The organism is Kosakonia sp. S42, assembly GCF_016624785.1.
Classification (GTDB): Bacteria; Pseudomonadota; Gammaproteobacteria; order Enterobacterales; family Enterobacteriaceae; genus Kosakonia; species Kosakonia cowanii.
In genome coordinates this window covers 322,693-345,273 of the sequence record NZ_JACVTW010000001.1, presented here as the reverse complement: position 1 = coordinate 345,273, position 22,581 = coordinate 322,693, and the positions used below count along the sequence as shown (strand labels likewise).

Below are 22,581 nucleotides of genomic sequence, written 5' to 3'. Positions count from 1 at the left end.
GTTGTGGCGCCGTGACCCGCGGGATTACTGCCCGCTCAGCACCCTTGCCGGATCGATGTTGCTCGCCCGACGCGCCGGATACCAGCTCGCCAGCAGGCTCAACAGCAACGCCGTCACCAGCACGTACACCACATCCAGCGGATGCAGTTCCGACGGCAGGAAGTCGATAAAGTAGATATCCCCCGACAGGAACTGATGGCCGATAAGCTTCTCAATACCGTTGATAATCGGCGTCAGTTGCAACGAAACAATGACGCCAATCACCGCACCGCAGAGGCTGCCAAACAGCCCCGCCAGCAGACCGTACCAGACGAAAATCGCCCGGATCAAGCCATCTTTCGCCCCCAGCGTACGCAGCACGGCGATATCACCGCTCTTATCTTTCACCGCCATTACCAGCGTCGAAACGATGTTGAAGCAGGCGACGCCAATCACCAGCACCATCGCCAGATACATAATCGCGCGGATCATCTGAATATCGCGGTACATGTAGCCATATTTGCCGATCCAGCTTTTGATATAGACATAGCTGTTGGTCACTTCGCCCGCATCGCGCACCAGCTTTTGGGCGTTGAATACGTCGTTCACTTTAATGGCGATGCCGGTGACGCTGCTGCCCATATCGAGATAGTTCTGCGCATCTGCCAGCGGGATCATCGCGTAGTTGTGATCGAGCTGGCCGCTCAGTTGCAGAATACCGGTGACATGCAGGCGCACGCGTTTTGGCTGCAACAATTTATGCGCGTCATCGGAGTTGGGGATCATGATCGAGACCCAGTCGCCCTGCTTCACTTTCAGGGCGTCTGCCACCCCTTTGCCGAGGATGATCTGCTGGGAGCCGGCGCTAAAGCCTTTCCACGCATCGCCCTGCACAAACTTCGGCAGCGCGCTGAGTTGCATCTCCTGCGCTGGATCAACGCCTTTAACCTGAATAGCACGCAGGTTCGCCCCGCTCTCCACCAACCCGGTAAAGTTGATATAGGGTGCGGCAGCGGCGATACCCGGCACTTTTTGCACTTTGCCAAGCACCGTTTCCCAGCCGTTCCACGGCTGATTCACCGGCTCGATTTCGCCGTGTGGCACCACCGCCAGAATGCGGTTGTTCAGCTCACGTTCAAAGCCGTTCATTGCGCTCAGGCCAACAATCAGCACGGCCACACCGAGCGCAATACCGACGGTGGAGATAACCGAGATCAGCGACACCATGCCGCTACGGCGACGGCCGCGGCTAAAGCGCAGGCCGATTAATAATGACAGCGGGGATGCCATTACTCAGCCCCCATCAGGGTCAGGTCGGTTTTCAGATGGCCGTCGCGCATCTCCAGCTGGCGGTTCATGCGCTTTGCCAGTTGCAGATCGTGGGTCACCACCAGGAAGGCGGTGCCCTGGGTGCGGTTCAGCTCACCGAGCAGTTCAAAGATGCTGTCAGCATTGCGGGCATCGAGGTTGCCGGTCGGTTCATCCGCCAGCACCAGACGCGGGTTGTTAACCAGCGCGCGGGCAATGGCGACGCGCTGACGCTCACCGCCGGAGAGTTCAGACGGGCGATGGCTGGCGCGGTGCTCCAGGCCAACGGCACGCAGCATCTCGCGGGCGCGGGTGTCGATCTCGGCCGGTTTTTTCTTGCCGATCAGTAGCGGCATCGCCACGTTTTCCAGCGCGGTAAAGTCCGGCAGCAGGTGGTGGAATTGGTAGATAAAGCCCAGCTCGCGGTTACGCAGCTCGGCCTTGGCCGTGGAGGAGAGTTTGCTCATCGGGCGTTCGCCAAAAATGACGTCGCCGGAAGTCGGCGTATCCAGCCCGCCGAGCAGGTGCAGGAGCGTGCTTTTCCCGGAGCCGGAGCTGCCGACAATCGCCATCAGCTCCCCTTCTGCCATGCTGAAGCTGACATTGTGCAGCACATCGGTCTGCACACTGCCTTCCTGATAGCGTTTGCACAGGTTGTCGCATTGCAACAGGATCTTATTCATAACGTAAAGCCTCAGCGGGTTGAGTGGCGGCAGCGCGCCAGGAAGGGTAAAGCGTCGAAAGTAGCGCAATGGCCATCGCCACCAGCGCAATGCCAACCACCTGCAGCGGATCGATCGCCACCGGCAGCGCGGCGCCGTCGAGCAGCGCGCCGATAATCGGCATCAAATTATTTAACTGGCTGGCCAAAAGCGCCCCCAGCCCGGCACCAAGCAGCGCGCCAATAATCCCGGCGCTGGCGCCCTGCACCATAAACACCGCCATAATCTGGCGCGGCGTTAAGCCCTGGGTTTGCAGAATGGCGACCTCGCCCTGCTTCTCCATCACCATCAGACCAAGCGAGGTGATGATGTTAAAAGCGGCAACGGCAACGATCAGGCTCAGCAGCAGCCCCATCATATTCTTCTCCATGCGCACAGCCTGGAAGAGCTCGCCTTTACGATCGCGCCAGTCAAGCCACTGGGTGCCTTCCGGCAACGTTTGCTGGCTGAGCACATCCACTTTCAGCGGCTCATTGAGCCATAAACGCCAGCCGGTGATATTGCCCGCTGGGTAGCGCATCAGGCGCGAGGCGTCGTCGATATTGACCAGCATCTGGTACTCGTCCACTTCGCTGTTAGCAGCGAAAGTGCCCGCCACCGTGAAGAGGCGCTGGCTCGGCAGGCGTCCCATTGGCGTGAACTGGCTGGCAGAGGGGACCATCACGCGGATTTGGTCACCGCGGGTAACGCCCAACTGGCTGGCCAACTGCTCGCCGAGAATGATGTTGTATTTGCCCGCCTGCAGCTGGTTTTGCTGCACGTTAACCAGAAACGGCGTCAGCGGATCTTTCTGCGCCGGATCGATACCGAGCATCACGCCAACCGCGACGCTGCGCGCGCTTTGCAGCACCACATCGCCGGTGGTCAGCGGCGCAATGCGCGACACGCCCTGCAGCTTAACGCTGCTGGCCGGAAGCTGTTGCGGGTTGAGCGAGCCTTTTTGGGTCGTCAGGGTAGCCTGGGGCATCAGCCCAAGGATGTTGTTTTGCAGTTCGCGCTCGAAGCCGTTCATCACCGATAACACCGTCACCAGCGCCATAACGCCCAGGGTGATGCCAATGGTTGACAGCCAGGAGACAAAGCGGCCAAAGCGGTCCGCCGCGCGTCCACGCATATAGCGTAGACCTATGAAGAGAGTGACAGGCTGATACATGAAATCCGTCTGGTTGCTGTGAGCAGAGTCAGGAGTATATAAGCGAAAGGTGAGAGCGTAAATGCGTGATAGCGTAAGAATTCATCTGATTAATGTCAAAAAAAGTCGAAAAATCAAATCGCTACTTTCGCCAGAGCGCCTGCTGTGCGCCGGTAAATTGGCAATCTGTCGATTTCTTAGCCTCCACTTATTCCGAAAATGAATATATCCAGACTCTTTCCCGTTACATTCAGCGTTTGTATGGCCAGGATCGTTTGCCGGGATTATGGCAACAACAGGCACAGAACGAATGAAACAGAAAACATTATGGATAAACCAGATAAAAGGACTTTGCATTTGCCTGGTGGTGATTTACCACTCGGTTATTACCTTTTATCCACACCTCTCGGTCTTCCAGCATCCCTGGTCAGAAACGCTCTCCAAGTGCTGGATCTATTTCAACCTCTATCTCGCGCCGTTCCGCATGCCGGTGTTCTTTTTTATCTCCGGCTTTCTGATCCGCCGCTATATCGATGATGTGCCATGGAAAGACGCCATCGATAAACGGATCTGGAGCATTGTCTATGTGCTGGCGCTGTGGGGCGTATTGCAGTGGGTGGGCCTAAGCCATCTTAACGACTGGCTGGCGCCGGAGCGCGATCTCAGCAACTCGTCAAACGCAGCCTATGCCGACAGCTGGCAAGGATTTTTATACGGCATGCTGACCGCCACTACCAGCCTCTGGTATCTCTACGCGTTAGTGGTCTACTTCACGCTGTGTAAACTGCTCAGCCGCTGGAAAGTGCCGATGCTGGCGCTGATGATTGTGGCAAGCCTGGCGATTAACTACCTGCCGCTGCCGTGGTGGGGAATGAACAGCGTCGTGCGCAATATGATCTTCTACAGCCTCGGTGCCTGGTACGGTATGCAGGTGATGGAGTTTGTTAAAACCGTCTCGCTGCGCCGCTACGCCCTGCTGTTTATTGTCGCCGTGGTGGTGGCGTTTGGGCTGTGGATGTTTAATATGCCGCTGCCGCTCTGCCTGCTGTCGATTGTCGGCATCATGCGCCTCTTCCAGGAGATGGAGAAACGCTTCCCGCCGAGCGAGAAGAGCCTGCTCAATGTGGTCGGCTCCAATACGCTGGCGATCTACACCACCCACCGCATTCTGGTGGAGGGTTTTAGCCTGGCGCTGATCAAACCGCTTAACGCCGGCGTCTGGCCGCCTGCGGTCGAGCTGGCGGTGCTGATTGCCTATCCGGCGGCGGTGCTGCTGATCTGTACGCTGGTCGGGCTGATGGTGCGTAAACTCTCCTCCGCGCTGTTTGGCGATCTCTTTTTTACCCCGCCAACAAAGCACCTTTCGGCGGCGACAGCACGCTGACAGGGCGATTTCTTGGCTAAACTCACGTAATCACACATAATCCTCGTATTGCGTATCAAGGATATGCCCCCATAACGGGGGTATATCCATAATGAGATCTTCATATCCCCATGCCTGAACAATACCGTTATTCCCTGCCGTCAAAAGCGGGTGACCAGCGCCAGTTTGGCGAGCTTACCGGCGCGGCCTGCGCCACCGAAGTGGCAGAAATCATTGAACGACACGCCGGTCCGGTTGTGCTTATCGCCCCGGATATGCAGAACGCGCTGCGTTTACATGATGAGATTAGCCAGTTTACCGACAACCTGGTGATGAACCTCGCGGACTGGGAAACGCTGCCCTACGACAGCTTTTCGCCGCACCAGGAGATTGTCTCCTCCCGTCTCTCCACCCTTTACCAGCTGCCTGCGATGCAGCGCGGCGTGCTGATTGTCTCAGTCAATACGCTGATGCAGCGCGTATGCCCGCACAGCTATCTGCACGGTCACGCGCTGGTGATGAAAAAGGGGCAGCGTCTGTCGCGGGATCAACTGCGCACGCAGCTCGATAGCGCCGGTTATCGCCATGTCGATCAGGTGATGGAGCATGGCGAATATGCCACTCGTGGCGCGCTGCTCGATCTCTTCCCGATGGGCAGCAGCCAGCCTTACCGCCTCGACTTTTTCGATGATGAGATCGACAGCCTGCGCCTGTTTGATGCAGATACCCAGCGCACGCTCGAAGAGGTGGAGGCGATTAATCTGCTTCCGGCCCATGAGTTTCCGACCGATAAGACCGCCATCGAGCTTTTCCGCAGCCAGTGGCGCGATAAGTTCGAGGTGAAGCGCGACGCGGAGCATATCTATCAGCAGGTGAGCAAAGGCACCCTGCCCGCCGGGATCGAATACTGGCAGCCGCTCTTTTTCAGCGAACCGCTACCGCCGCTCTTCAGCTACTTTCCGGCCAACACCCTGCTGGTGAATACCGGCGATCTGGAAGCCAGCGCCGAGCGTTTCCAGCAGGATGCGCAGGCACGCTATGAGAACCGCGGCGTTGATCCGATGCGCCCGCTGTTACCGCCCGACGCCCTGTGGCTGCGGGTTGATGCGCTGTTCAGCGAACTGAAAAAATGGCCGCGCATTCAGCTCAAAACCGAACAGGTGGCGGATAAAGCGGGCCAGATTAACCTTGGTTACCAGAGCCTGCCGGATCTCTCGGTGCAGGCGCAGCAGAAGTCGCCGCTGGATAACCTGCGTAAATTCCTTGAGTCCTTCAGCGGCCCGGTGGTCTTTTCCGTCGAGAGCGAGGGGCGTCGCGAAGCGCTGCTCGAACTGCTGGCACGCATTAAAGTTGCGCCAAAACGCGCTCTGCGTCTGGATGATGCCAGCGCGCCGGGCGCGTGGCTGATGATCGGTGCCGCCGAGCGCGGGTTTATTGATACGCTGCGTAACCGGGCGCTGATTTGCGAAGGCGATCTGTTGGGCGAGCGCGTTGCGCGCCGCCGCCAGGATACGCGGCGTACCATCAACCCCGATACGCTGATTCGCAACCTCGCTGAGTTGCATGACGGCCAGCCGGTGGTGCACTTTGAGCACGGCGTTGGTCGCTATGCCGGGATGACGACGCTGGAAGCAGGCGGCATCACCGCAGAGTACCTGATGCTGACCTATGCCAACGACGCCAAACTCTATGTTCCGGTTTCGTCGTTACACCTCATCAGCCGCTACGCCGGCGGCGCGGAAGATAACGCCCCGCTGCATAAACTGGGCAGCGATGCCTGGACGCGCGCGCGGCAAAAAGCGGCGGAGAAGGTGCGCGACGTGGCGGCGGAACTGCTGGATATTTACGCCCAGCGCGCGGCGAAATCGGGCTTCGCGTTTAAACACGATCGCGAACAGTACCAGCTCTTTTGCGACGGTTTCCCCTTCGAAACCACCCCGGATCAGGCCCAGGCTATCAATGCCGTGCTGAGCGATATGTGCCAGCCGCTGGCTATGGATCGGCTGGTGTGCGGCGATGTCGGCTTTGGTAAAACCGAAGTGGCGATGCGCGCCGCCTTCCTTGCTATCGAGAACAATAAGCAAGTGGCAGTGCTGGTGCCGACCACCCTGCTCGCCCAGCAGCACTTCGATAATTTCCGTGACCGTTTTGCCAACTGGCCGGTGCGCATTGAGATGCTGTCGCGTTTTCGCAGCGCCAAAGAGCAGGCGCAGATCCTCGAGCAGGCCGCCGAAGGGAAGATCGACATTCTGATCGGCACGCATAAGCTGCTGCAAAGCGATGTGAAAATGAAGGATTTGGGGCTGCTGATTGTCGATGAGGAGCACCGTTTTGGCGTGCGGCATAAAGAGCGCATTAAAGCGATGCGCGCCGACGTTGATATCCTGACGCTCACCGCGACGCCGATCCCGCGTACGCTGAATATGGCGATGAGCGGCATGCGCGATCTGTCGATCATTGCGACACCTCCCGCGCGCCGTCTGGCGGTGAAAACCTTTGTTCGCGAATATGACAACCTGGTGGTGCGCGAGGCGATCCTGCGTGAAGTGCTGCGCGGCGGCCAGGTTTACTACCTCTATAACGATGTGGAGAACATCCAGAAAGCGGCCGACCGGCTGGCGGAGCTGGTGCCGGAAGCGCGTATCGCCATCGGCCACGGCCAGATGCGCGAGCGCGAGCTGGAGCGGGTGATGAATGATTTCCACCATCAACGGTTCAACGTGCTGGTCTGTACCACCATTATCGAAACCGGGATCGATATTCCCACCGCCAATACCATCATCATTGAGCGCGCCGACCACTTTGGCCTGGCGCAGCTGCACCAGCTACGCGGTCGCGTCGGGCGTTCTCATCACCAGGCCTATGCCTGGCTGCTGACGCCGCATCCGAAGGCGATGACCACCGATGCGCAAAAACGCCTTGAAGCAATTGCCTCGCTGGAGGATCTGGGCGCTGGCTTTGCGCTGGCGACTCACGATCTGGAGATCCGTGGTGCGGGTGAACTGCTTGGTGAGGATCAGAGCGGGCAGATGGAGACCATCGGTTTCTCGCTCTATATGGAGCTACTGGAGAATGCCGTCGATGCCCTGAAAGAGGGTCGTGAGCCGTCGCTGGAGGATCTGACCAGCCAGCAAACGGAGGTGGAGCTGCGCATGCCTGCCCTGCTGCCGGATGATTTTATTCCTGATGTGAATACGCGCCTGTCGTTCTATAAGCGCATCGCCAGCGCGAAAGATGAAAATGCGCTGGAGGAGATCAAGGTGGAGCTGATTGACCGCTTTGGCCTGCTGCCGGATGCGGCGCGTAATCTGCTTGATATCGCCATGTTGCGCCAGCAGGCGCAGAAGCTGGGGATCCGCAAGCTGGAGGGGAATGATAAAGGCGGCCTGATTGAGTTTAACGAGAAGAATCACGTTAACCCGGCGTGGTTGATTGGCTTGTTGCAGAAGCAGCCGCAGCATTTCCGCCTCGATGGCCCGACGCGGCTGAAGTTTTTCCAGGAGTTGAGCGAGCGCAAAACCCGCATGGAGTGGGTGCGCAACTTTATGCAGCAGCTGGCGGAGAACGCCGTCGCCTGACGGCGGGTTAGCGCCTCTGCGCGCCGTTTTGCCGGATGGCGGCGTTGCCTTATCCGGCCTACGGGTTCGTGCCCTTTTGTAGGCCTGATAAGCGCAGCGCCATCAGGCATGTTTTTGGGAACCACGGTCGAACATCCTGCCCGCTTTATTGCCGGATGGCGGCGTTGCCTTATCCGGCCTACGGGTTCGTGCTCTTTTGTAGGCCTGATAAGCGCAGCGCCATCAGGCATGTTTTTGGGAGCAAGAGTCGAACATTCTGCCCGCGTTTTGCCGGATGGCGGCGTACCGCCTTATCCGGCCTACGAATACGATGTTTTCCCCTCATCCGCGTCTTTTTTTGTAATATTTACAAATGCTTTGCAATAACCAGGGTTTCCAGACGAACCCGATGAGCATAATCCTATTGAGTAGTCTTATAGAAATAACCTTATGATTTACATGGATTATGATCATGTTCAAAATGTCGCGCTTCGCTCACTGGATGACGCTGTTCACCGTCGCCGCTACGCTTATCTTTGCCCTTCCCGCCCGGGCGAATACCTGGCCGCTGCCGCCTGCGGGCAGCAAGCTGGTGGGGGAAAACCGTTTCCATATTGTTGAGAACGATGGCGGTTCGCTGGAGGCGATTGCCAAAAAGTATGGCGTTGGCTTCCTCGCGCTGTTACAGGCTAACCCCGGTATTGACCCCTTCGTGCCGCGCGCTGGCAGCGTTGTCACCATCCCGCTGCAAACCCTGCTGCCGGATGTGCCGCGCAGAGGGATTGTGATTAACCTCGCCGAGCTGCGTCTTTACTACTATCCCCCCGGAAAAAATGAGGTCACCATCTACCCGATTGGCATTGGTCAACTGGGCGGTGATACGCTGACGCCGACGATGGTGACCACCGTTTCCGATAAACGGGCCAACCCGACCTGGACGCCGACCGCCAATATCCGTGCCCGCTACAAAGCGCGCGGGATTGATCTACCGCCGGTGATGCCGGCCGGGCCGGATAACCCGATGGGTCATCATGCGATTCGCCTCGCCGCTTTTGGCGGTGTTTACCTGCTGCACGGTACCAATGCTGATTTTGGCATCGGCATGCGCGTTAGCTCCGGGTGTATTCGCCTGCGGGATAGCGATATTGCCGCGCTGTTTGCTGCAGTCAGCCCTGGTACACCGGTAAATATCATCAACACGCCGATTAAAGCCTCTGTCGAGCCAGACGGCACGCGGCTGGTGGAGGTGCATCAGCCGCTTTCCGAATCGATCAATGACGATCCGAAAACGCTGCCGATCCCGCTCAATGCGTCGCTGAAGGCGTTTCAGGCCGATGCACAAAGCGATGCGGCGGTGATGGCGCAGGCTATTGAGCTGCGCTCGGGTATGCCGGTGAACGTGACCAAACATGCGCAAGAGAGTATGCAAGCGATGTAACGCCCGCGCATAAACAAAAAGGCCCTGCACATTGTGCAGGGCCTTTTTTATTGCAGTGGCGTAGCTCGAGGGTGGTGAGCTTATTTGTAAAGCACTGCGGTACCGTGCAGGCGATCAGAGCCGGTCACGGAGGTGATGCGGTAAGAGGACGCGCCCAGCTGTTCAGCTTTCTCAGCCACTTTTTTCTCAACGGATGCGAGGTTAGTGCTGCCGGTCACGCCGATGGCGGTAAGCTCCTGCTGCCCGGCCGGTGCGGACTGCACCTCAACGGCGGCAAAGCTGGCAAATGAGAGAGTACTTAAAACAGCGGCGGTAAACAGCGTGTTGATGGTTTTCATAATGATTGTCCTGATGCAGGTGAACGGAGGTCGTTAAGCATTAAGTTAACGATCGATAGGTAAATCATAAGTGTGATCTATATCACCCGTCAATATTTTTTTATAACGCTCATTAACTAATTTAAATAGTTCTTAATTTTCATAAGCATATGATTTATTAATATGTGCGGTTTTGCGACTGGTCATTCACCAGGATTATTTTTATAATGGCTATTCAACAAACCAACAAAGAAGCGGCTATATGACCAGTGAAGTCAGCAGTTGTACGAAAAAAAGCCGTGGCCGACCGAAAGTGTTCGACAGGGAAGCGGCGCTCGATAAAGCCATGACGCTATTCTGGCAGCATGGCTATGAAGCCACATCACTCTCCGATCTGGTAGAAGCGACCGGGGCAAAAGCACCGACGCTCTACGCAGAGTTCACCAATAAAGAGGGGCTGTTTCGCGCGGTCCTCGATCGCTATATCGCCCGTTTCGCCAGGCAGCATGAAGCGTTGCTGGAGTGCGAAGAGAAGCCGGTGGAACAGGCGTTGCTGGACTATTTCTCTGCTATCGCCAGGTGTTTTACCAGCACCGATACGCCCGCGGGCTGCTTTATGATTAACACCTCCGCGACGCTTGCCGCCTCGTCGCAGGAGATTGCGAAGACGATTAAAACGCGTCATGCCCGCCAGGAGGAGACATTGCAGCACTTCCTCGCACAGCGGCAGGCGAAAGGCGAGATCCCGGCAGGCGTAGATATCGCTTCCCTGGCGCAGTTTCTTGGCTGCATCTTGCAGGGCATGTCCATCAGCGCCCGCGAAGGCGCAAGCCTTGAGAAGCTGCTGCAAATCACCCGCACCACCCTGCGCCTGTGGCCAGATTTGATCAAAGCGTGATAAAAAAATGAGACGGATCTCCGTCTCATTTCCTCTCTGTGATAGTGATTACACAATTCAACAATAGGTAAAATCTATCAGCCATTTCCCCGCCTTTGCTATGCTTAATTGTGATTATTGCGTCGCTAATCATTGTCGGCGGCAATATAAAACAATAAGTATGTTTTTCAGGCGTCACTTTTCCCTTGCTCTCACTCTACGCGTAGTACCGATCACTCTTATGAGGATAAAGGGTCTTTTACTGACTAATCACATGCAGAAGGAAATGGAAATGATTTTGCTATTACCATTCATCAAAGTGTTAATAGTAATTACATTGTTATTTGGTCTGTGGGTCTTGCTGGGTGGCTCGGTACTGTTCGCATTTGTCTCTGTCCTCATTACCGGATTGCTGGTTGTTCGCCAACAAGACTTTATTTAACAACGAAAAAGCCCCGCATGATGCGAGGCTTTTTTATGGCAAAAAAAGGCTCCTCAGCCTGAGCGATGAGGAGCCAATATGCAGAGTACTGCTTTTTTATGCTTTGTTATTCAGAATCAGCTGACCGTTGTTATCCAGCGGAATCTGCGTGCCAGGATCTTTATCCATGCGGATTTTCCCCTGCTGGTCGCCGATTTTATAGGTCACGTCATAACCGAGCATTTTTTCCGATTTGTCATATACCGTGCTGCAGCGTTGCTGAGTGGTCGTATAGGTATCCCTCTCCTGCATACCGCCCTGAATCTGGTTGCCTGCATAACCGCCGCCTAACGCGCCGACTACGGTCGCCACATCGCGTCCGCGTCCGCCGCCAAACTGATGGCCAAGCACACCGCCCGCTACCGCACCCAGTACGGAACCGGTAATACGGTTCTCATCCTGCACCGGACGACGATGCGTTACCGTGACATTGCGACATGCCTCTCGCGGCGTTTTCACCGTCTCTTTGATCGGCGTGGCTGATACCACCTGCGCATATTGCGGCCCGCGATCGAAAACATTGAGGCTGGCGACTGCGGCAACGCCCAGTGCAGCGGCCACGCCAATACCGATACCCGCTAACATTGATTTATTCACAGGATTCTCTCCCTGGTTGGCTATTGGTAACAATTTTGCAATGGTGCAAGAGGGCAGCCAATCAGAAATCGCGCAAAAATAGGGGTTCGGCAGGTGAAAGCGGAGTTATTCAGAGTTGTCCGAGCGCTAAAGGCACATCAGGCAGAGGGATATGCTGCTCCCGCGCCAAATGGCGGAGAGCAGCAGAAGGATCAGTGGAGCTTGAGGCGCGGGCGGATCACGCGGTTGATACTGCCCACCACCATCATCAGCCCGGTTTTAAAGTAGCCGTGCAGCGCCACCTGGTGCATACGGTAGAGCGAGATATAGACGAAGCGCGCAATACGCCCCTCTACCATCATTGAGCCGCGCATCAGGTTACCCATCAGGCTACCGACCGTGGAGAAGTTGGAGAGCGACACCAGCGAGCCGTGATCTTTATAGACATAATCTTTCAGCGATTTGCCTTTGATCTGCGCGAGGATGTTATGCAGCGCAAGGCTTGCCATCTGGTGCGCAGCCTGGGCGCGCGGCGGCACAAAACCACCCTCCGGACGCGCGCAGGAGGCGCAGTCGCCAATCGCGTAGATATCCGGGTCGCGCGTGGTTTGCAGCGTCTGCTCCACCACCAGCTGATTGATGCGGTTAGTCTCCAGGCCGCCAATCTCTTTCATAAAGTCCGGCGCTTTGATGCCCGCAGCCCACACCATCAGGTCGGCCTGAATATACTCACCCTCTTTGGTGTGCAGACCGCCCTCATCGGCGCTGGTGACCATCGTCTGTGTGAGAACGCGTACGCCCATTTTGGTCAGCTCATTATGCGCTGCGCCCGAAATACGCGGCGGCAGCGCAGGCAGAATACGCTCGCCCGCTTCTACCAGCGTTACGTTCAACGCCTCGTTGGTCAGCCCTTTATAGCCGTAGCTGTGCAGCTGTTTGACCGCGTTATGCAGTTCGGCCGACAGCTCAACGCCCGTTGCCCCGCCGCCCACGATAGCGATATTCACTTTGCCGTTTGCGCCAAGGTTAGCGGAGTATTTCAGGAACAGGTTAAGCATCTCCTGATGGAAACGACGCGCCTGGTGCGGGTTGTCGAGGAAGATGCAGTGCTCTTTCACACCCGGGGTGTTGAAGTCGTTAGAGGTGCTGCCCAGCGCCATCACCAGCGTGTCATACGCCAGCTTGCGCTCCGGCACCAGCAGATCGCCCTTCTCATCACGCAGTTCAGCCAGCGTCAGCGTTTTGCTTTCGCGGTTGATGTCGATAACGGAACCGAGCTGGAACTGGAAATGGTGATTACGCGCATGCGCCAGATAGCTCAGCGCATCGACGCCTTCATCGAGGGAGCCGGTCGCCACTTCATGCAGCAGTGGTTTCCATAAATGGCTGTGATTGCGATCCACCAAGGTGATTTTCGCTTTTTTACCGCGACCCAGCTTCTTGCCTAACTGCGTTGCCAGCTCAAGCCCGCCAGCACCACCGCCTACAATCACGATTTTTTTCAATGGTGTAGTCAAAGTGACCCCCTAAAATATTAACCAATTGTTAACTAAAAGTTATAAAAATAGCCCTTAATTAACAATGGTTTACGAGCTGGCAACCATGCATTGACCACGAGAATATCACGAACGGTTCAATGGTCATACCAAAATTGATGTACATCAAGTTTTGCTGCCGCAAAGATGAGCAAGTGTAGCCGTAGCGGCGCAAGTTACGCGCTAAAAAGGCGGAAAAAGGGTGCTGCGGCAGGGGGAAACCTGCCGCTAAGAGAGGGATTAACCGAGGGTTTTGAAGGCTTTAATGCGCTGCAGATGCGGTGAGATGTTTTTGAACTTATGGGACTGCGCTTCGTCCCAGACAATCTCGTAATAGTGGTGCAGCTCATTTGAAGTGCGCTGGCTGTCGAGCGCCTCATCCTGACGCGAGAGGATAACCAGACAGCGGTCGCGGTTCTTTTCACGAAAGTTGGCGACGCACTTGGTGGCAATATCCCGGTACTCTTCCGGCCGGTCGATCTTCCCTTCCATATTTTCATAAGGAAAGAGATTGGGGTTGAATATCACCTGGCGGATATCGCAGAGAAAACCGATGCGCTCCGCCCAGTAACCGCCCAGACCGACACCGCAAATCAGCGGGCGCTCATCGACGTTGAGCTGCAGCATTTTATCCACCTCTTTGAGCAGATGCTGCATATCATGTTTCGGATGCCGCGTACTGTAGCTAATCAGCCGGACATCGGGGTCGATAAACTGCAGTTGCAGCACCTTTTCGTGGTTGCCGGGGCTGTTCGAGTCAAAACCGTGTAAATAGATAATCATGGTATCCTCACCACTTCGACGGTTTGTCCGCAGGGTTAATGCGCAGCTTTATGCGCCTGCCAGCGTTCGTGCAACTGTTCCAGCTCGTTGTGAGCCGCTTTCCAGCGCGCCGAACTCATCAACTCCTGACGAGAAAAAGAACCTTTATGATACAAATGTGTAACACGCTCTGCATTGATCGGTGACAGGTTATCCAGCACCTCAACGGCACCTTTACGATTATTACAGACCAGGATCATATCGCAACCGGCATCCAGCGACGCCTGCCCGCGTTCAGCGTAGCTGCCCATGATCGCCGCCCCCTCCATCGAGAGATCGTCGGAGAAAATCACGCCGTCGTAACCCAGCTCACCGCGCAGCACGGTTTTCAGCCACCAGGGTGAGCCACTGGCCGGACGCGGATCGGCATCGGTGTAGATAACATGCGCCGGCATAATGGCATCCAGCTTGTTCTGCTCAATCAGCGTTTTAAAAATGGACATATCTTTCGCGCGGATCTCTGCCAGCGGGCGCGGATCGAACGGCGTCTCTTTATGCGAGTCCGCGGTTACCGCGCCGTGGCCCGGGAAGTGTTTACCGGTGCTTTTCATGCCTGCGCTGTGCATGCCATCAATCACGCGGGTGGCAAGCGTTAACGCTTTCTGCACATCCGCATGGTAAGAGCGCTCACCGATCGCCGCGCTGATATGCCCGACATCCAGCACCGGCGCAAAGCTGATATCGATATCCATGGCGATCATCTCGCTCGCCATCAGCCAGCCCGCCTCCTGCGCCAGCCGACCACCCTCTGCCATGCCGAGCAGCGCCGCGAAAGATTGCGCCGCTGGCAGACGGGTGAAACCATCGCGAAAACGCTGCACGCGCCCGCCTTCCTGATCGACCGCCACCACCAGCCGGTGGTGGGAAGCCGCGCGGATTTGGCGCACCAGCTCGCGCAGCTGTTCGGGATCGTGGTAATTCCGGGTAAAGAGGATCAAGCCGCCAACCAGCGGATGCGCCAGGATCTCGCGCTCCTCCGCATCCAGTTCGTACCCTTCAACATCCAACATCACTGGACCCACACTTACCTCTCTTATCCTTCAGACTGAAGCTGACGCCATATTTCATTCGCCAGCATAATAAATTGTTGATCGCCGGTCTGCTGCCAGCGGCGTTCATACCAGCCGACCATCAGCATTAACACCCATGGCCGCCAGCGCTTAACCTGCCGCCAGAGCAGAGGCGGATCGATATTCGCCTGCATTGCATAGCGCGCGGCAATATCGCTGCGCTGCGCCTCGTTTTCGCACCAGATCCCGGCCAGCTCCAGCGCCACATCGCCGTCGCCAGCATACTCCCAGTCGATAAGCCGTAGCCCCTTCTCGCCGTGCACAATATTTCCGGCGTGAACATCCATATGCAGCGGCGCAAGGCGCAGCGGCAGTGGCTCACGCTGACGCCGCAGCCGTTTTAGCTGCCGCAGCCAGAAGGGCGTGCGCCGTGCGGGCGCACTGCACTGCCAGTCACGCTCCAGCAGCGGCAATAGCGTGATGCGCCAGCCGAAGCATTTTTGCCGGTGCAGATCATACAGCAATCTCGCCAGCGCGTCGGCCTGCGGCAGCGCGGTGTCGATCGTGCCGGGAATATAGTCGATCGCCATCCAGCCAGCCGCGAAAAAAAGGGGCTGCGGCGCAATAGTGGCAGGAAGATGGCGCAACAGACGATACTGGCGCAGAAAGGAGGCTGGGGCGGCCTGATGCTGCTGGCGAAGCACCAGCGTCTGCTGCCCGTCGCTTATCAGACAGCTCCCGCCGCTCAGCCCAACATGCTGGCTGGCGACGGGAGCGTAGTGCGGAAAGTAGCGTGACAGGATGGCGTCACGCGTCAGATTACTGCTGTTGAACGGCACCTTTACCTGACCAGATAATCTCGCCGGTCTGCACCAGCATTAACTGCATTTGCAGCGAAGGCGCATTGGCATTGCCGGTTGCGTTGGAGTAGAGCACATACTGTGCGCCGACGTTGCGCGCAATGCCCATTGCTTTGCTGCGCGTGCCGAGGCTGTCCTGCGGCGACAGGCCGAGCTGCTGCTTAGCGACAGCCAATTGCTGGGCGGTAATCAGGGTGAATTTACCGTTGTTTGCCAGCGCGTTATGCACCACTTCCGTCGCTTCGCCGGTGTTAATCGAACCGTTAGTGCGGTTGTTTACGCTGTCCACCAGCAGAACGCTGCCGGCGTTGGCACCGCTGGCCTGCAACATTTTGCCCACCATCGGCTGTACTGCGCCGTTCCAGTCATAGTGACGCTCGCGCGGCGTTGGCTGGCCGTTCTGATCCGGGTGTTCAATCGGGCCTGGCTGCTGCGGCAGCGTTGGCACGGAAGGCACGCCCGGAATCGGCTGCTGCGGCTGCTGAGGTTGCGCGGGTTGCGTCGCTCCGCCGCCTGCCTGCTCAACCGGAGCCGGTTGCTGGTCGGTGATACAGCCTGCAAGCAGCATGGCAAGTGTGGTCAGTAACGCGTAGCGTCCAATGGTCTTAATCAAGTGTCACCTCTTAGAGATAGAGATAGAGTCTGACGCTGTGCGCGCCGAGATAGTTAGCGCTGCCGTAGAGTGTCATGGTGGCATTACCGGGAACCGTTACGCTGCGCGGCGCTTCCAGCGGGTGCATCTCCAGACCTCTGGCGTCATACCAGTAAAAGCGATAGTGCAGCGTGACGGGCTGCTGGCGTTCGTTATAGATCTCTGAGGAGGCGGAAGGCTGCAGCGCCTCCCGGCTCATGGTCGGCGGCTGCGCGATGATGCCTGCGGCAAGGATGGAGGACTCCATCACCAACGTTTGATTGCTGGCGACCGGGATTGCGGGCCGGGAGCCGCAGCCGACAAGCGCTAACGCCGTCAGCAGTAACACAACACGCGCGACGCTCATCTTAAAGCCCTTTATGAGCCAGCATCGGCCCCAGCACGCGCCCGCCCAGCAGGTGCATATGAATATGGTAAACCTCCTGCCCGCCGTGACGATTGCAGTTCATGATCAGGCGATAGCCATCTTCGGCAATCCCTTCACCACGGGCGATTTTCGCAGCAACCGTCATCATGCGCCCCAGCGCCTGCTCATGGGCCTGCGTTACATCGTTGACGGTTGGGATAAGCAGGTTCGGCACGATCAGCACATGTGTCGGTGCTTGCGGAGAGATATCGCGAAAGGCGGTAACCAGTTCATCCTGATAAACGATGTCCGCCGGAATTTCGCGACGAATGATTTTGCTGAAAATGGTCTCTTCGGCCATGACGTTTTCCTTTTATGAGTGCGGGCCAGGCCCGCCGTCGTCGTCAATTATGTGCCCTAGAGTATGATCGAGATTCTCTTGTTCTTTCAACTATAACGCTGTTTTTCTTTCCCCTTTTACGCCTGGCCTGATTGTCGCAGGCGCAGACGCCGCCCGGCAGAGATGAAATCGCATTTCATAATCGATAATTACATCTGTTTACACCAGTGAAGTGAATGCGTATATTTCGCATTTGCATTTCCATGCGCGCCTCGCGCTGACGCATTTACTTCCCGTAGCCAGCAACGTACTGGCTGCAGGTTCTGCTCACACACCATTAAGGGTTTATCATGTCTTTCCCGCAGAATGGCCGCTTCGGCGCACGCGCCTGTACGGCCGCCCCTTCCCTGCTGGCCGTTGCCATTGCTTTCGCGCTCACCCCGGCCACCGGTTTTGCCGCCGGCAGTGAAGAGACGGTGGTCGTTGAAGGAACCAGCGCTGCCGACACCCGTGCCCTGACCGAACAGGATTACAATACGCAGACCACTGCGGCGGGCACCAAAATGACGCTGGTGCAGCGCGATATTCCTCAATCCATCAGTATTACCACCCAACAGCGAATGAAGGATCAGCAGCTGGAAACGCTGGGCGATGTGCTGAAGAACACCACCGGCGTGTTCGAGAGCGCGGCAGACTCCGATCGCAGCACCTACTACTCGCGCGGCTTCCTGATTGATAACTATATGGTCGACGGTATTCCGACGATTTTTGAAACCCGCTGGAACCTGGGCGATGCGCTCTCCGATACCGCCATGTATGAGCGCATTGAAGTGGTGCGCGGCGCAACCGGGCTGATGACCGGGGCGGGCAACCCTTCCGCTTCCGTGAATATGGTGCGCAAGCACGCCGACAGCCGCGAATTCACCTCAAACGTTTCCGCCGAGTATGGCAGCTGGAATAAACAGCGTTACGTGGCGGACGTCTCCACGCCGCTGACTGATGATGGCAGGATCCGTGGCCGTGCGGTGGCCGGTTACCAGCATAATGACAGCTGGCTTGACCGCTACAGCCAGGAGAAGAAGTTCTTCTACGGCGTGCTGGATGTCGATCTGACCGCATCGACCGCTTTCTCCGTTGGCTATGACTACCAGGAGACCGACGTTGATAGCCCAACGTGGGGCGGCTTGCCGCGCTGGTATACCGACGGCACAAAAACCCACCCGAGCCGCAGCGACAGCACCGCGCCGGATTGGGCCTACAACAATAAAGTCTCCAAACGTACCTTCGCGACGGTGAAACAGAGCCTCGGCAGTGACTGGCTGCTGACGGTGAACGGCACCCATACCGAGACGCAGCTCGACAGCAAAGCACTCTATGTCGACGGCACGGTCGATAAATCCACCGGACTGATGGTCAGCCCTTATGGTGCGTCTTATCCCTATGTTGGCGGCACCGGGTATAACACCGGCATGCGTAAAGTCGATGCGCTGGATACCTTTGCTAATGGCTCGTATGAGCTGTTTGGCCGCCAGCATGAGCTGATGGTCGGCGGCAATCTGAGCAAGCAAAATAACCGCTACTTTAGCTCGTGGGAGAATATCCTCGATACCTCGCTCGGCAACTACAGCAACTTCAACGGCAACTACCCGGAAACCCAGTGGGCACCGCTGAGCCTGGCGCAGGAAGATACTATTCGTCAGCAGTCAGCCTACCTCGCGACGCGTATCTCCCTTGCCGATCCGCTGCATCTGATTGCCGGCGCGCGTTATACCAAATACAAACTTGAGACGTTGACGCAGGATCTGGAGAAGAACAACCTCTCACCCTATGCGGGCCTGATTTTCGACATCAACGATACCTGGTCGACCTATGCCAGCTACACCTCCATCTTTAAACCGCAGGAGTATCGCGACGCGCAGGGGAAATATCTCTCGCCGGTAACCGGGAAAAACTACGAGCTGGGCGTGAAATCTGACTGGATGAACAGCCGTTTAACCGCTTCACTCGCCGTGTTCCGTATTGAGCAGGATAACCTTGGGCAGACAACCGGCGGCGTGGTGCCGGGCACCAGCGGCGAAAGCGCGTATGAAGCGGTTGATGGCGCGGTGAGTAGAGGCGTGGAGCTGGAAATTAATGGCGCGCTGACGGATAACTGGCAGATGACTTTCGGTGCCACGCGCTATGTTGCCGATGATAAAGATGGCAATGCGGTGAACCCGAACCTGCCACGCACATCGATCAAAACCTTCACCAGTTATCGCCTGCCGATGTTGCAGGAGTTAACCGTCGGCGGCGGCGTTAACTGGCAGAACAGCACCTGGGCGAATGTCAGCACCGCCAACGGCAACTTCCGCTCTGAACAGGGCAGCTATGCGCTGGTCGATCTGTTTGCCCGTTATCAGGTGACCAAACAGCTCTCGGTGCAGGCGAATATCGATAACCTGTTCGACAAGAAATATGACACCAACGTTGACAGCCGCACCTATGTGTTCGGCGAGCCGCGTAACTTCTCGGTGAGCGCCAATTACCGCTTCTGATATCGCATCAGTCAACAAAAGGAGCCTGCGGGCTCCTTTTTTATTGGCTACCTGTAGGCCGGATAAGCGTTAGCGCCATCCGGCATTGCGGTTTTGCCGGATGGCGGCGTTGCCTTATCCGGCCTACAAAGGCAAATGCAGGGCAATAAAAAAGGGAGCCCGCAGGCTCCCTCAGTCTCCCCAGACTATGGCTTAGCTGTTGCGGATGTACTCATCCATCTCGGTTTTCAGGTTATCGGATTTGGTACCGAAAATCGCCTGAACGCCGGAACCGGCAACAACCACACCCGCAGCGCCCAGTTTCTTCAGGCCAGCCTGATCCACTTTCGCTACGTCAGCCACGCTGACACGCAGACGCGTGATGCACGCATCGAGGTTGGTGATGTTCTCTTTGCCGCCAAACGCGGAAACCAGAGCCGGAGCCATTTCGCTGGTGACGCCAGCTTTGCTCTCTTCGGTGGTCTCTTCACGACCCGGCGTCTTCAGATCCAGCGCTTTAATCAGCACGCGGAAGACGGTGTAGTAAACCACTGCGTAGCAGATACCGATGATCGGGAACAGCCACAGTTTACTGCTGTTGCCGCTCAGCACGACGAAGTCGATCAGACCGTGAGAGAACGACGTACCGTCACGCATACCCAGCAGGATACAGATCGGGAAGGCCAGGCCTGCCAGAATCGCATGGATAACGTACAGGATCGGCGCCACGAACATAAAGGAGAACTCGATCGGCTCGGTGATACCGGTCAGGAACGAGGTCAGCGCGGCGGAGATCATGATACCGCCCACTTTCGCGCGGTTTTCCGGTTTCGCAGAGTGCCAGATAGCAATCGCGGCAGCTGGCAGACCGTACATTTTGAACAGGAAGCCACCGGAGAGTTTACCTGCGGTCGGGTCACCTGCCATGTAACGCGGGATATCGCCGTGGAACACCTGGCCTGCGGCGTTGGTGAATTCACCAATCTGCATCTGGAAAGGTACGTTCCAGATGTGGTGCAGACCAAACGGCACCAGGCAGCGCTCGATGAAGCCATAGATACCGAACGCAACAACCGGGTTCTGGTAAGCAGCCCACTGAGAGAAGGTCTGGATAGCAGTACCGATCGGCGGCCAAATGAAGGAGAGGATCACGCCGGTGAAGATTGCTGCCAGACCAGAGATGATCGGCACAAAGCGTTTACCCGCGAAGAAGCCCAGATACTCAGGCAGCTTGATACGGTAGAAGCGGTTAAACATATACGCTGCGATCGCACCAGAGATGATACCGCCGAGAACACCGGTGTCTGCCAGGTGTTTCGCCGCGATCTCTTCAGCAGGTAAATGCAGAACCAGCGGCGCAACCACCGCCATGGTTTTAACCATAATGCCGTAGGCGACAACGGCGGCAAGTGCGGAAACGCCGTCGTTATTGGTGAAGCCAAGGGCCACACCGATCGCGAAGATCAGCGGCATGTTGGCGAAAACGGAACCGCCCGCTTCGGCCATAACATGGGAAACCACTTCTGGCAGCCAGCTGAAGTTTGCCGAACCGACGCCCAGCAGGATACCTGCGATAGGCAGTACGGATACTGGCAGCATCAGCGATTTACCGACCTTCTGCAGGTTAGCAAATGCATTCTTAAACATAATTGAGAGTGCTCCTGAGTATTAGTGCTTTTTTCTACGCTTTCGCGCATTGGCACGGGGGGAGAACCGCGCCGTGGGAAGGGCATCTAAGCGCCCTTTATTTATTACACAGAGTAAAATAAATCGTTTCAGGTTTGTTTGACCGCTATCACGTTTCAGCCAGCATCGACAATAAAACTCACATTGCCTTACATTTGCCGCTCTGTTTAGGTCAAATTGTAACCGTCACCGCCCATTTTATGGCGGTGAACTTTACTCTTATCGGTTATTAATTACGAGTACTAAAATAAGCTGCTTTTCAGGCTAATTGCAGACGCGACGGGGCGATATGGAACAGGCGGGCAAAGTTTTGCGTCGTCTGTTGTGCAAGCTCTTCAATGGAGACGCCCTTCAGCACCGCCATATACTCTGCAACATCGCGCGTCATGGCGGGCTGGTTCTCTTTCCCGCGGTGCGGTACCGGTGCCAGATAGGGGGAATCCGTCTCCACCAGCAGGCGATCGAGCGGCACATAGCGCGCGGCGTCACGTAACTGCTCAGCGTTACGGAAGGTGACAATGCCGGAAAAGGAGATATAAAAACCCATATCCAGCAGCTTACCGGCCGTTTCACGATCTTCGGTAAAGCAGTGTAGTACGCCGCCGCAATCCTGCACCTTCTCTTCTTGTAAAATCGCCAGCGTATCGGCGCGCGCGTCACGCGTATGCACAATCACCGGTTTATTCAGCTCGCGCCCAATGCGGATATGGTTGCGGAAGGACTCCTGCTGGCGCGGCTTGGTTTCCGGGGTATAGAAGTAGTCGAGGCCGGTTTCACCCATTGCCACCACCCCCTCTTCTGCCGCCAGCTGGCGCAGGGTTTCCACCTCGTACTCTTCATCCTGATTAAGCGGATGTACGCCGCAGGAGAAGACCACATTCTCACGCTCGCCGACTAATTCACGCATTGACCGGTATCCGGGCAGCGTCGTGGCAACCGCGAGGCAGAACTTCACATCGCGCGCGGCGGCTTTCGCCAGCACATCGTCCACATTTTTATGCAGCGTTTCATAGTTAAGGCCATCGAGATGGCAGTGCGAGTCGACTAAAAACATAATGTCTCTC

The 22,581-nt window shown here is 56.7% G+C and carries 20 protein-coding genes; 6 read left to right on the top strand and 14 right to left on the bottom strand.

Going from position 1 to position 22,581, the window contains the following annotated elements:
* Positions 1-24: 24 nt before the first annotated feature.
* The 3 genes from lolE to lolC are packed head-to-tail and all read right to left on the bottom strand — an operon-like array spanning position 25 to position 3,162.
* Positions 25-1,269, bottom strand: a complete 1,245-nt coding sequence (lolE, locus tag IAE50_RS01540; protein ID WP_094420209.1) for a lipoprotein-releasing ABC transporter permease subunit LolE — start codon at positions 1,267-1,269, stop codon at positions 25-27.
* A complete protein-coding gene (gene lolD / locus IAE50_RS01535; RefSeq protein WP_200579370.1) occupies positions 1,269-1,970 on the bottom strand; it encodes a lipoprotein-releasing ABC transporter ATP-binding protein LolD in 702 nt (233 codons plus the stop codon). The genes lolE and lolD overlap by 1 nt, the downstream gene beginning before the upstream one ends.
* The gene (gene lolC / locus IAE50_RS01530; protein WP_200579369.1) at positions 1,963-3,162 is read right to left on the bottom strand and encodes a lipoprotein-releasing ABC transporter permease subunit LolC; all 1,200 of its coding nucleotides are present in this window, start codon (positions 3,160-3,162) and stop codon (positions 1,963-1,965) included. The genes lolD and lolC overlap by 8 nt, the downstream gene beginning before the upstream one ends.
* A 92-nt stretch (positions 3,163-3,254) precedes the next feature.
* Here lolC and IAE50_RS01525 point away from each other — a divergent pair, with 92 nt between their 5' ends.
* From IAE50_RS01525 to IAE50_RS01510, 4 genes are all read left to right on the top strand, one after another.
* Complete coding sequence (locus IAE50_RS01525) at positions 3,255-3,455, top strand: hypothetical protein (protein ID WP_200579368.1); 201 nt, start codon at positions 3,255-3,257, stop codon at positions 3,453-3,455.
* Positions 3,452-4,525: an acyltransferase family protein gene (locus IAE50_RS01520; RefSeq protein ID WP_200579367.1), complete on the top strand. Its 1,074-nt coding sequence runs from the start codon at positions 3,452-3,454 to the stop codon at positions 4,523-4,525. The genes IAE50_RS01525 and IAE50_RS01520 overlap by 4 nt, the downstream gene beginning before the upstream one ends.
* A 110-nt stretch (positions 4,526-4,635) precedes the next feature.
* Positions 4,636-8,082, top strand: coding sequence for a transcription-repair coupling factor (gene mfd, locus IAE50_RS01515; protein WP_094420213.1), 3,447 nt, complete (start codon positions 4,636-4,638; stop codon positions 8,080-8,082).
* 451 nt (positions 8,083-8,533) lie between these two features.
* Positions 8,534-9,499 (top strand): L,D-transpeptidase family protein, encoded by a 966-nt coding sequence (locus tag IAE50_RS01510; RefSeq protein ID WP_200579366.1) that lies wholly within the window; start codon positions 8,534-8,536, stop codon positions 9,497-9,499.
* A gap of 80 nt (positions 9,500-9,579) precedes the next feature.
* Here IAE50_RS01510 and IAE50_RS01505 read toward each other — a convergent pair whose 3' ends face one another.
* Positions 9,580-9,837 carry a YdgH/BhsA/McbA-like domain containing protein gene (locus tag IAE50_RS01505; protein WP_042715368.1) on the bottom strand — a complete coding sequence of 86 codons (258 nt, stop codon included), beginning with the start codon at positions 9,835-9,837 and terminating at the stop codon, positions 9,580-9,582.
* A 241-nt stretch (positions 9,838-10,078) separates the two neighbouring features.
* On the opposite strand from IAE50_RS01505, the gene IAE50_RS01500 reads away from it, so the two are divergent.
* On the top strand, positions 10,079-10,714 hold the full coding sequence (locus IAE50_RS01500) for a TetR/AcrR family transcriptional regulator (protein WP_076769689.1): 636 nt from the start codon (positions 10,079-10,081) through the stop codon (positions 10,712-10,714).
* 517 nt (positions 10,715-11,231) lie between these two features.
* Here IAE50_RS01500 and IAE50_RS01495 read toward each other — a convergent pair.
* From IAE50_RS01495 to hinT, 8 genes are all read right to left on the bottom strand, one after another.
* Complete coding sequence (locus IAE50_RS01495; protein WP_023481678.1) at positions 11,232-11,771, bottom strand: glycine zipper 2TM domain-containing protein; 540 nt, start codon at positions 11,769-11,771, stop codon at positions 11,232-11,234.
* Positions 11,772-11,962: 191 nt separating this feature from the next.
* Entirely contained in the window at positions 11,963-13,267 is a 1,305-nt protein-coding gene (locus IAE50_RS01490) for an NAD(P)/FAD-dependent oxidoreductase (RefSeq protein WP_200579365.1), read from the bottom strand.
* A 258-nt stretch (positions 13,268-13,525) separates the two neighbouring features.
* Positions 13,526-14,068 (bottom strand): alpha/beta hydrolase YcfP, encoded by a 543-nt coding sequence (gene ycfP, locus IAE50_RS01485; protein WP_054803905.1) that lies wholly within the window; start codon positions 14,066-14,068, stop codon positions 13,526-13,528.
* A gap of 35 nt (positions 14,069-14,103) precedes the next feature.
* Positions 14,104-15,129 carry a beta-N-acetylhexosaminidase gene (gene nagZ / locus IAE50_RS01480; RefSeq protein ID WP_200579364.1) on the bottom strand — a complete coding sequence of 342 codons (1,026 nt, stop codon included), beginning with the start codon at positions 15,127-15,129 and terminating at the stop codon, positions 14,104-14,106.
* Positions 15,130-15,140: 11 nt separating this feature from the next.
* Complete coding sequence (gene thiK / locus IAE50_RS01475; RefSeq protein WP_200579363.1) at positions 15,141-15,956, bottom strand: thiamine kinase; 816 nt, start codon at positions 15,954-15,956, stop codon at positions 15,141-15,143.
* Positions 15,937-16,590, bottom strand: a complete 654-nt coding sequence (gene lpoB / locus IAE50_RS01470) for a penicillin-binding protein activator LpoB (protein ID WP_094420219.1) — start codon at positions 16,588-16,590, stop codon at positions 15,937-15,939. Before lpoB ends, thiK begins: the two co-directional genes overlap by 20 nt.
* Before the next feature lie 10 nt (positions 16,591-16,600).
* On the bottom strand, positions 16,601-16,975 hold the full coding sequence (locus IAE50_RS01465) for a YcfL family protein (protein WP_200579362.1): 375 nt from the start codon (positions 16,973-16,975) through the stop codon (positions 16,601-16,603).
* A 1-nt stretch (position 16,976) separates the two neighbouring features.
* Positions 16,977-17,336, bottom strand: a complete 360-nt coding sequence (gene hinT / locus IAE50_RS01460) for a purine nucleoside phosphoramidase (RefSeq protein WP_200579361.1) — start codon at positions 17,334-17,336, stop codon at positions 16,977-16,979.
* A gap of 329 nt (positions 17,337-17,665) precedes the next feature.
* On the opposite strand from hinT, the gene fhuE reads away from it, so the two are divergent.
* Positions 17,666-19,852, top strand: coding sequence for a ferric-rhodotorulic acid/ferric-coprogen receptor FhuE (gene fhuE / locus IAE50_RS01455; RefSeq protein WP_200579360.1), 2,187 nt, complete (start codon positions 17,666-17,668; stop codon positions 19,850-19,852).
* A gap of 192 nt (positions 19,853-20,044) precedes the next feature.
* On the opposite strand, the gene ptsG is transcribed toward fhuE, so the two are convergent.
* Together ptsG and IAE50_RS01445 are read right to left on the bottom strand one after the other, a co-directional pair.
* Complete coding sequence (ptsG, locus tag IAE50_RS01450) at positions 20,045-21,478, bottom strand: PTS glucose transporter subunit IIBC (protein ID WP_023481473.1); 1,434 nt, start codon at positions 21,476-21,478, stop codon at positions 20,045-20,047.
* Between the two features lie 298 nt (positions 21,479-21,776).
* Positions 21,777-22,571: a metal-dependent hydrolase gene (locus IAE50_RS01445; RefSeq protein WP_054803912.1), complete on the bottom strand. Its 795-nt coding sequence runs from the start codon at positions 22,569-22,571 to the stop codon at positions 21,777-21,779.
* Positions 22,572-22,581 lie beyond the last annotated feature (10 nt).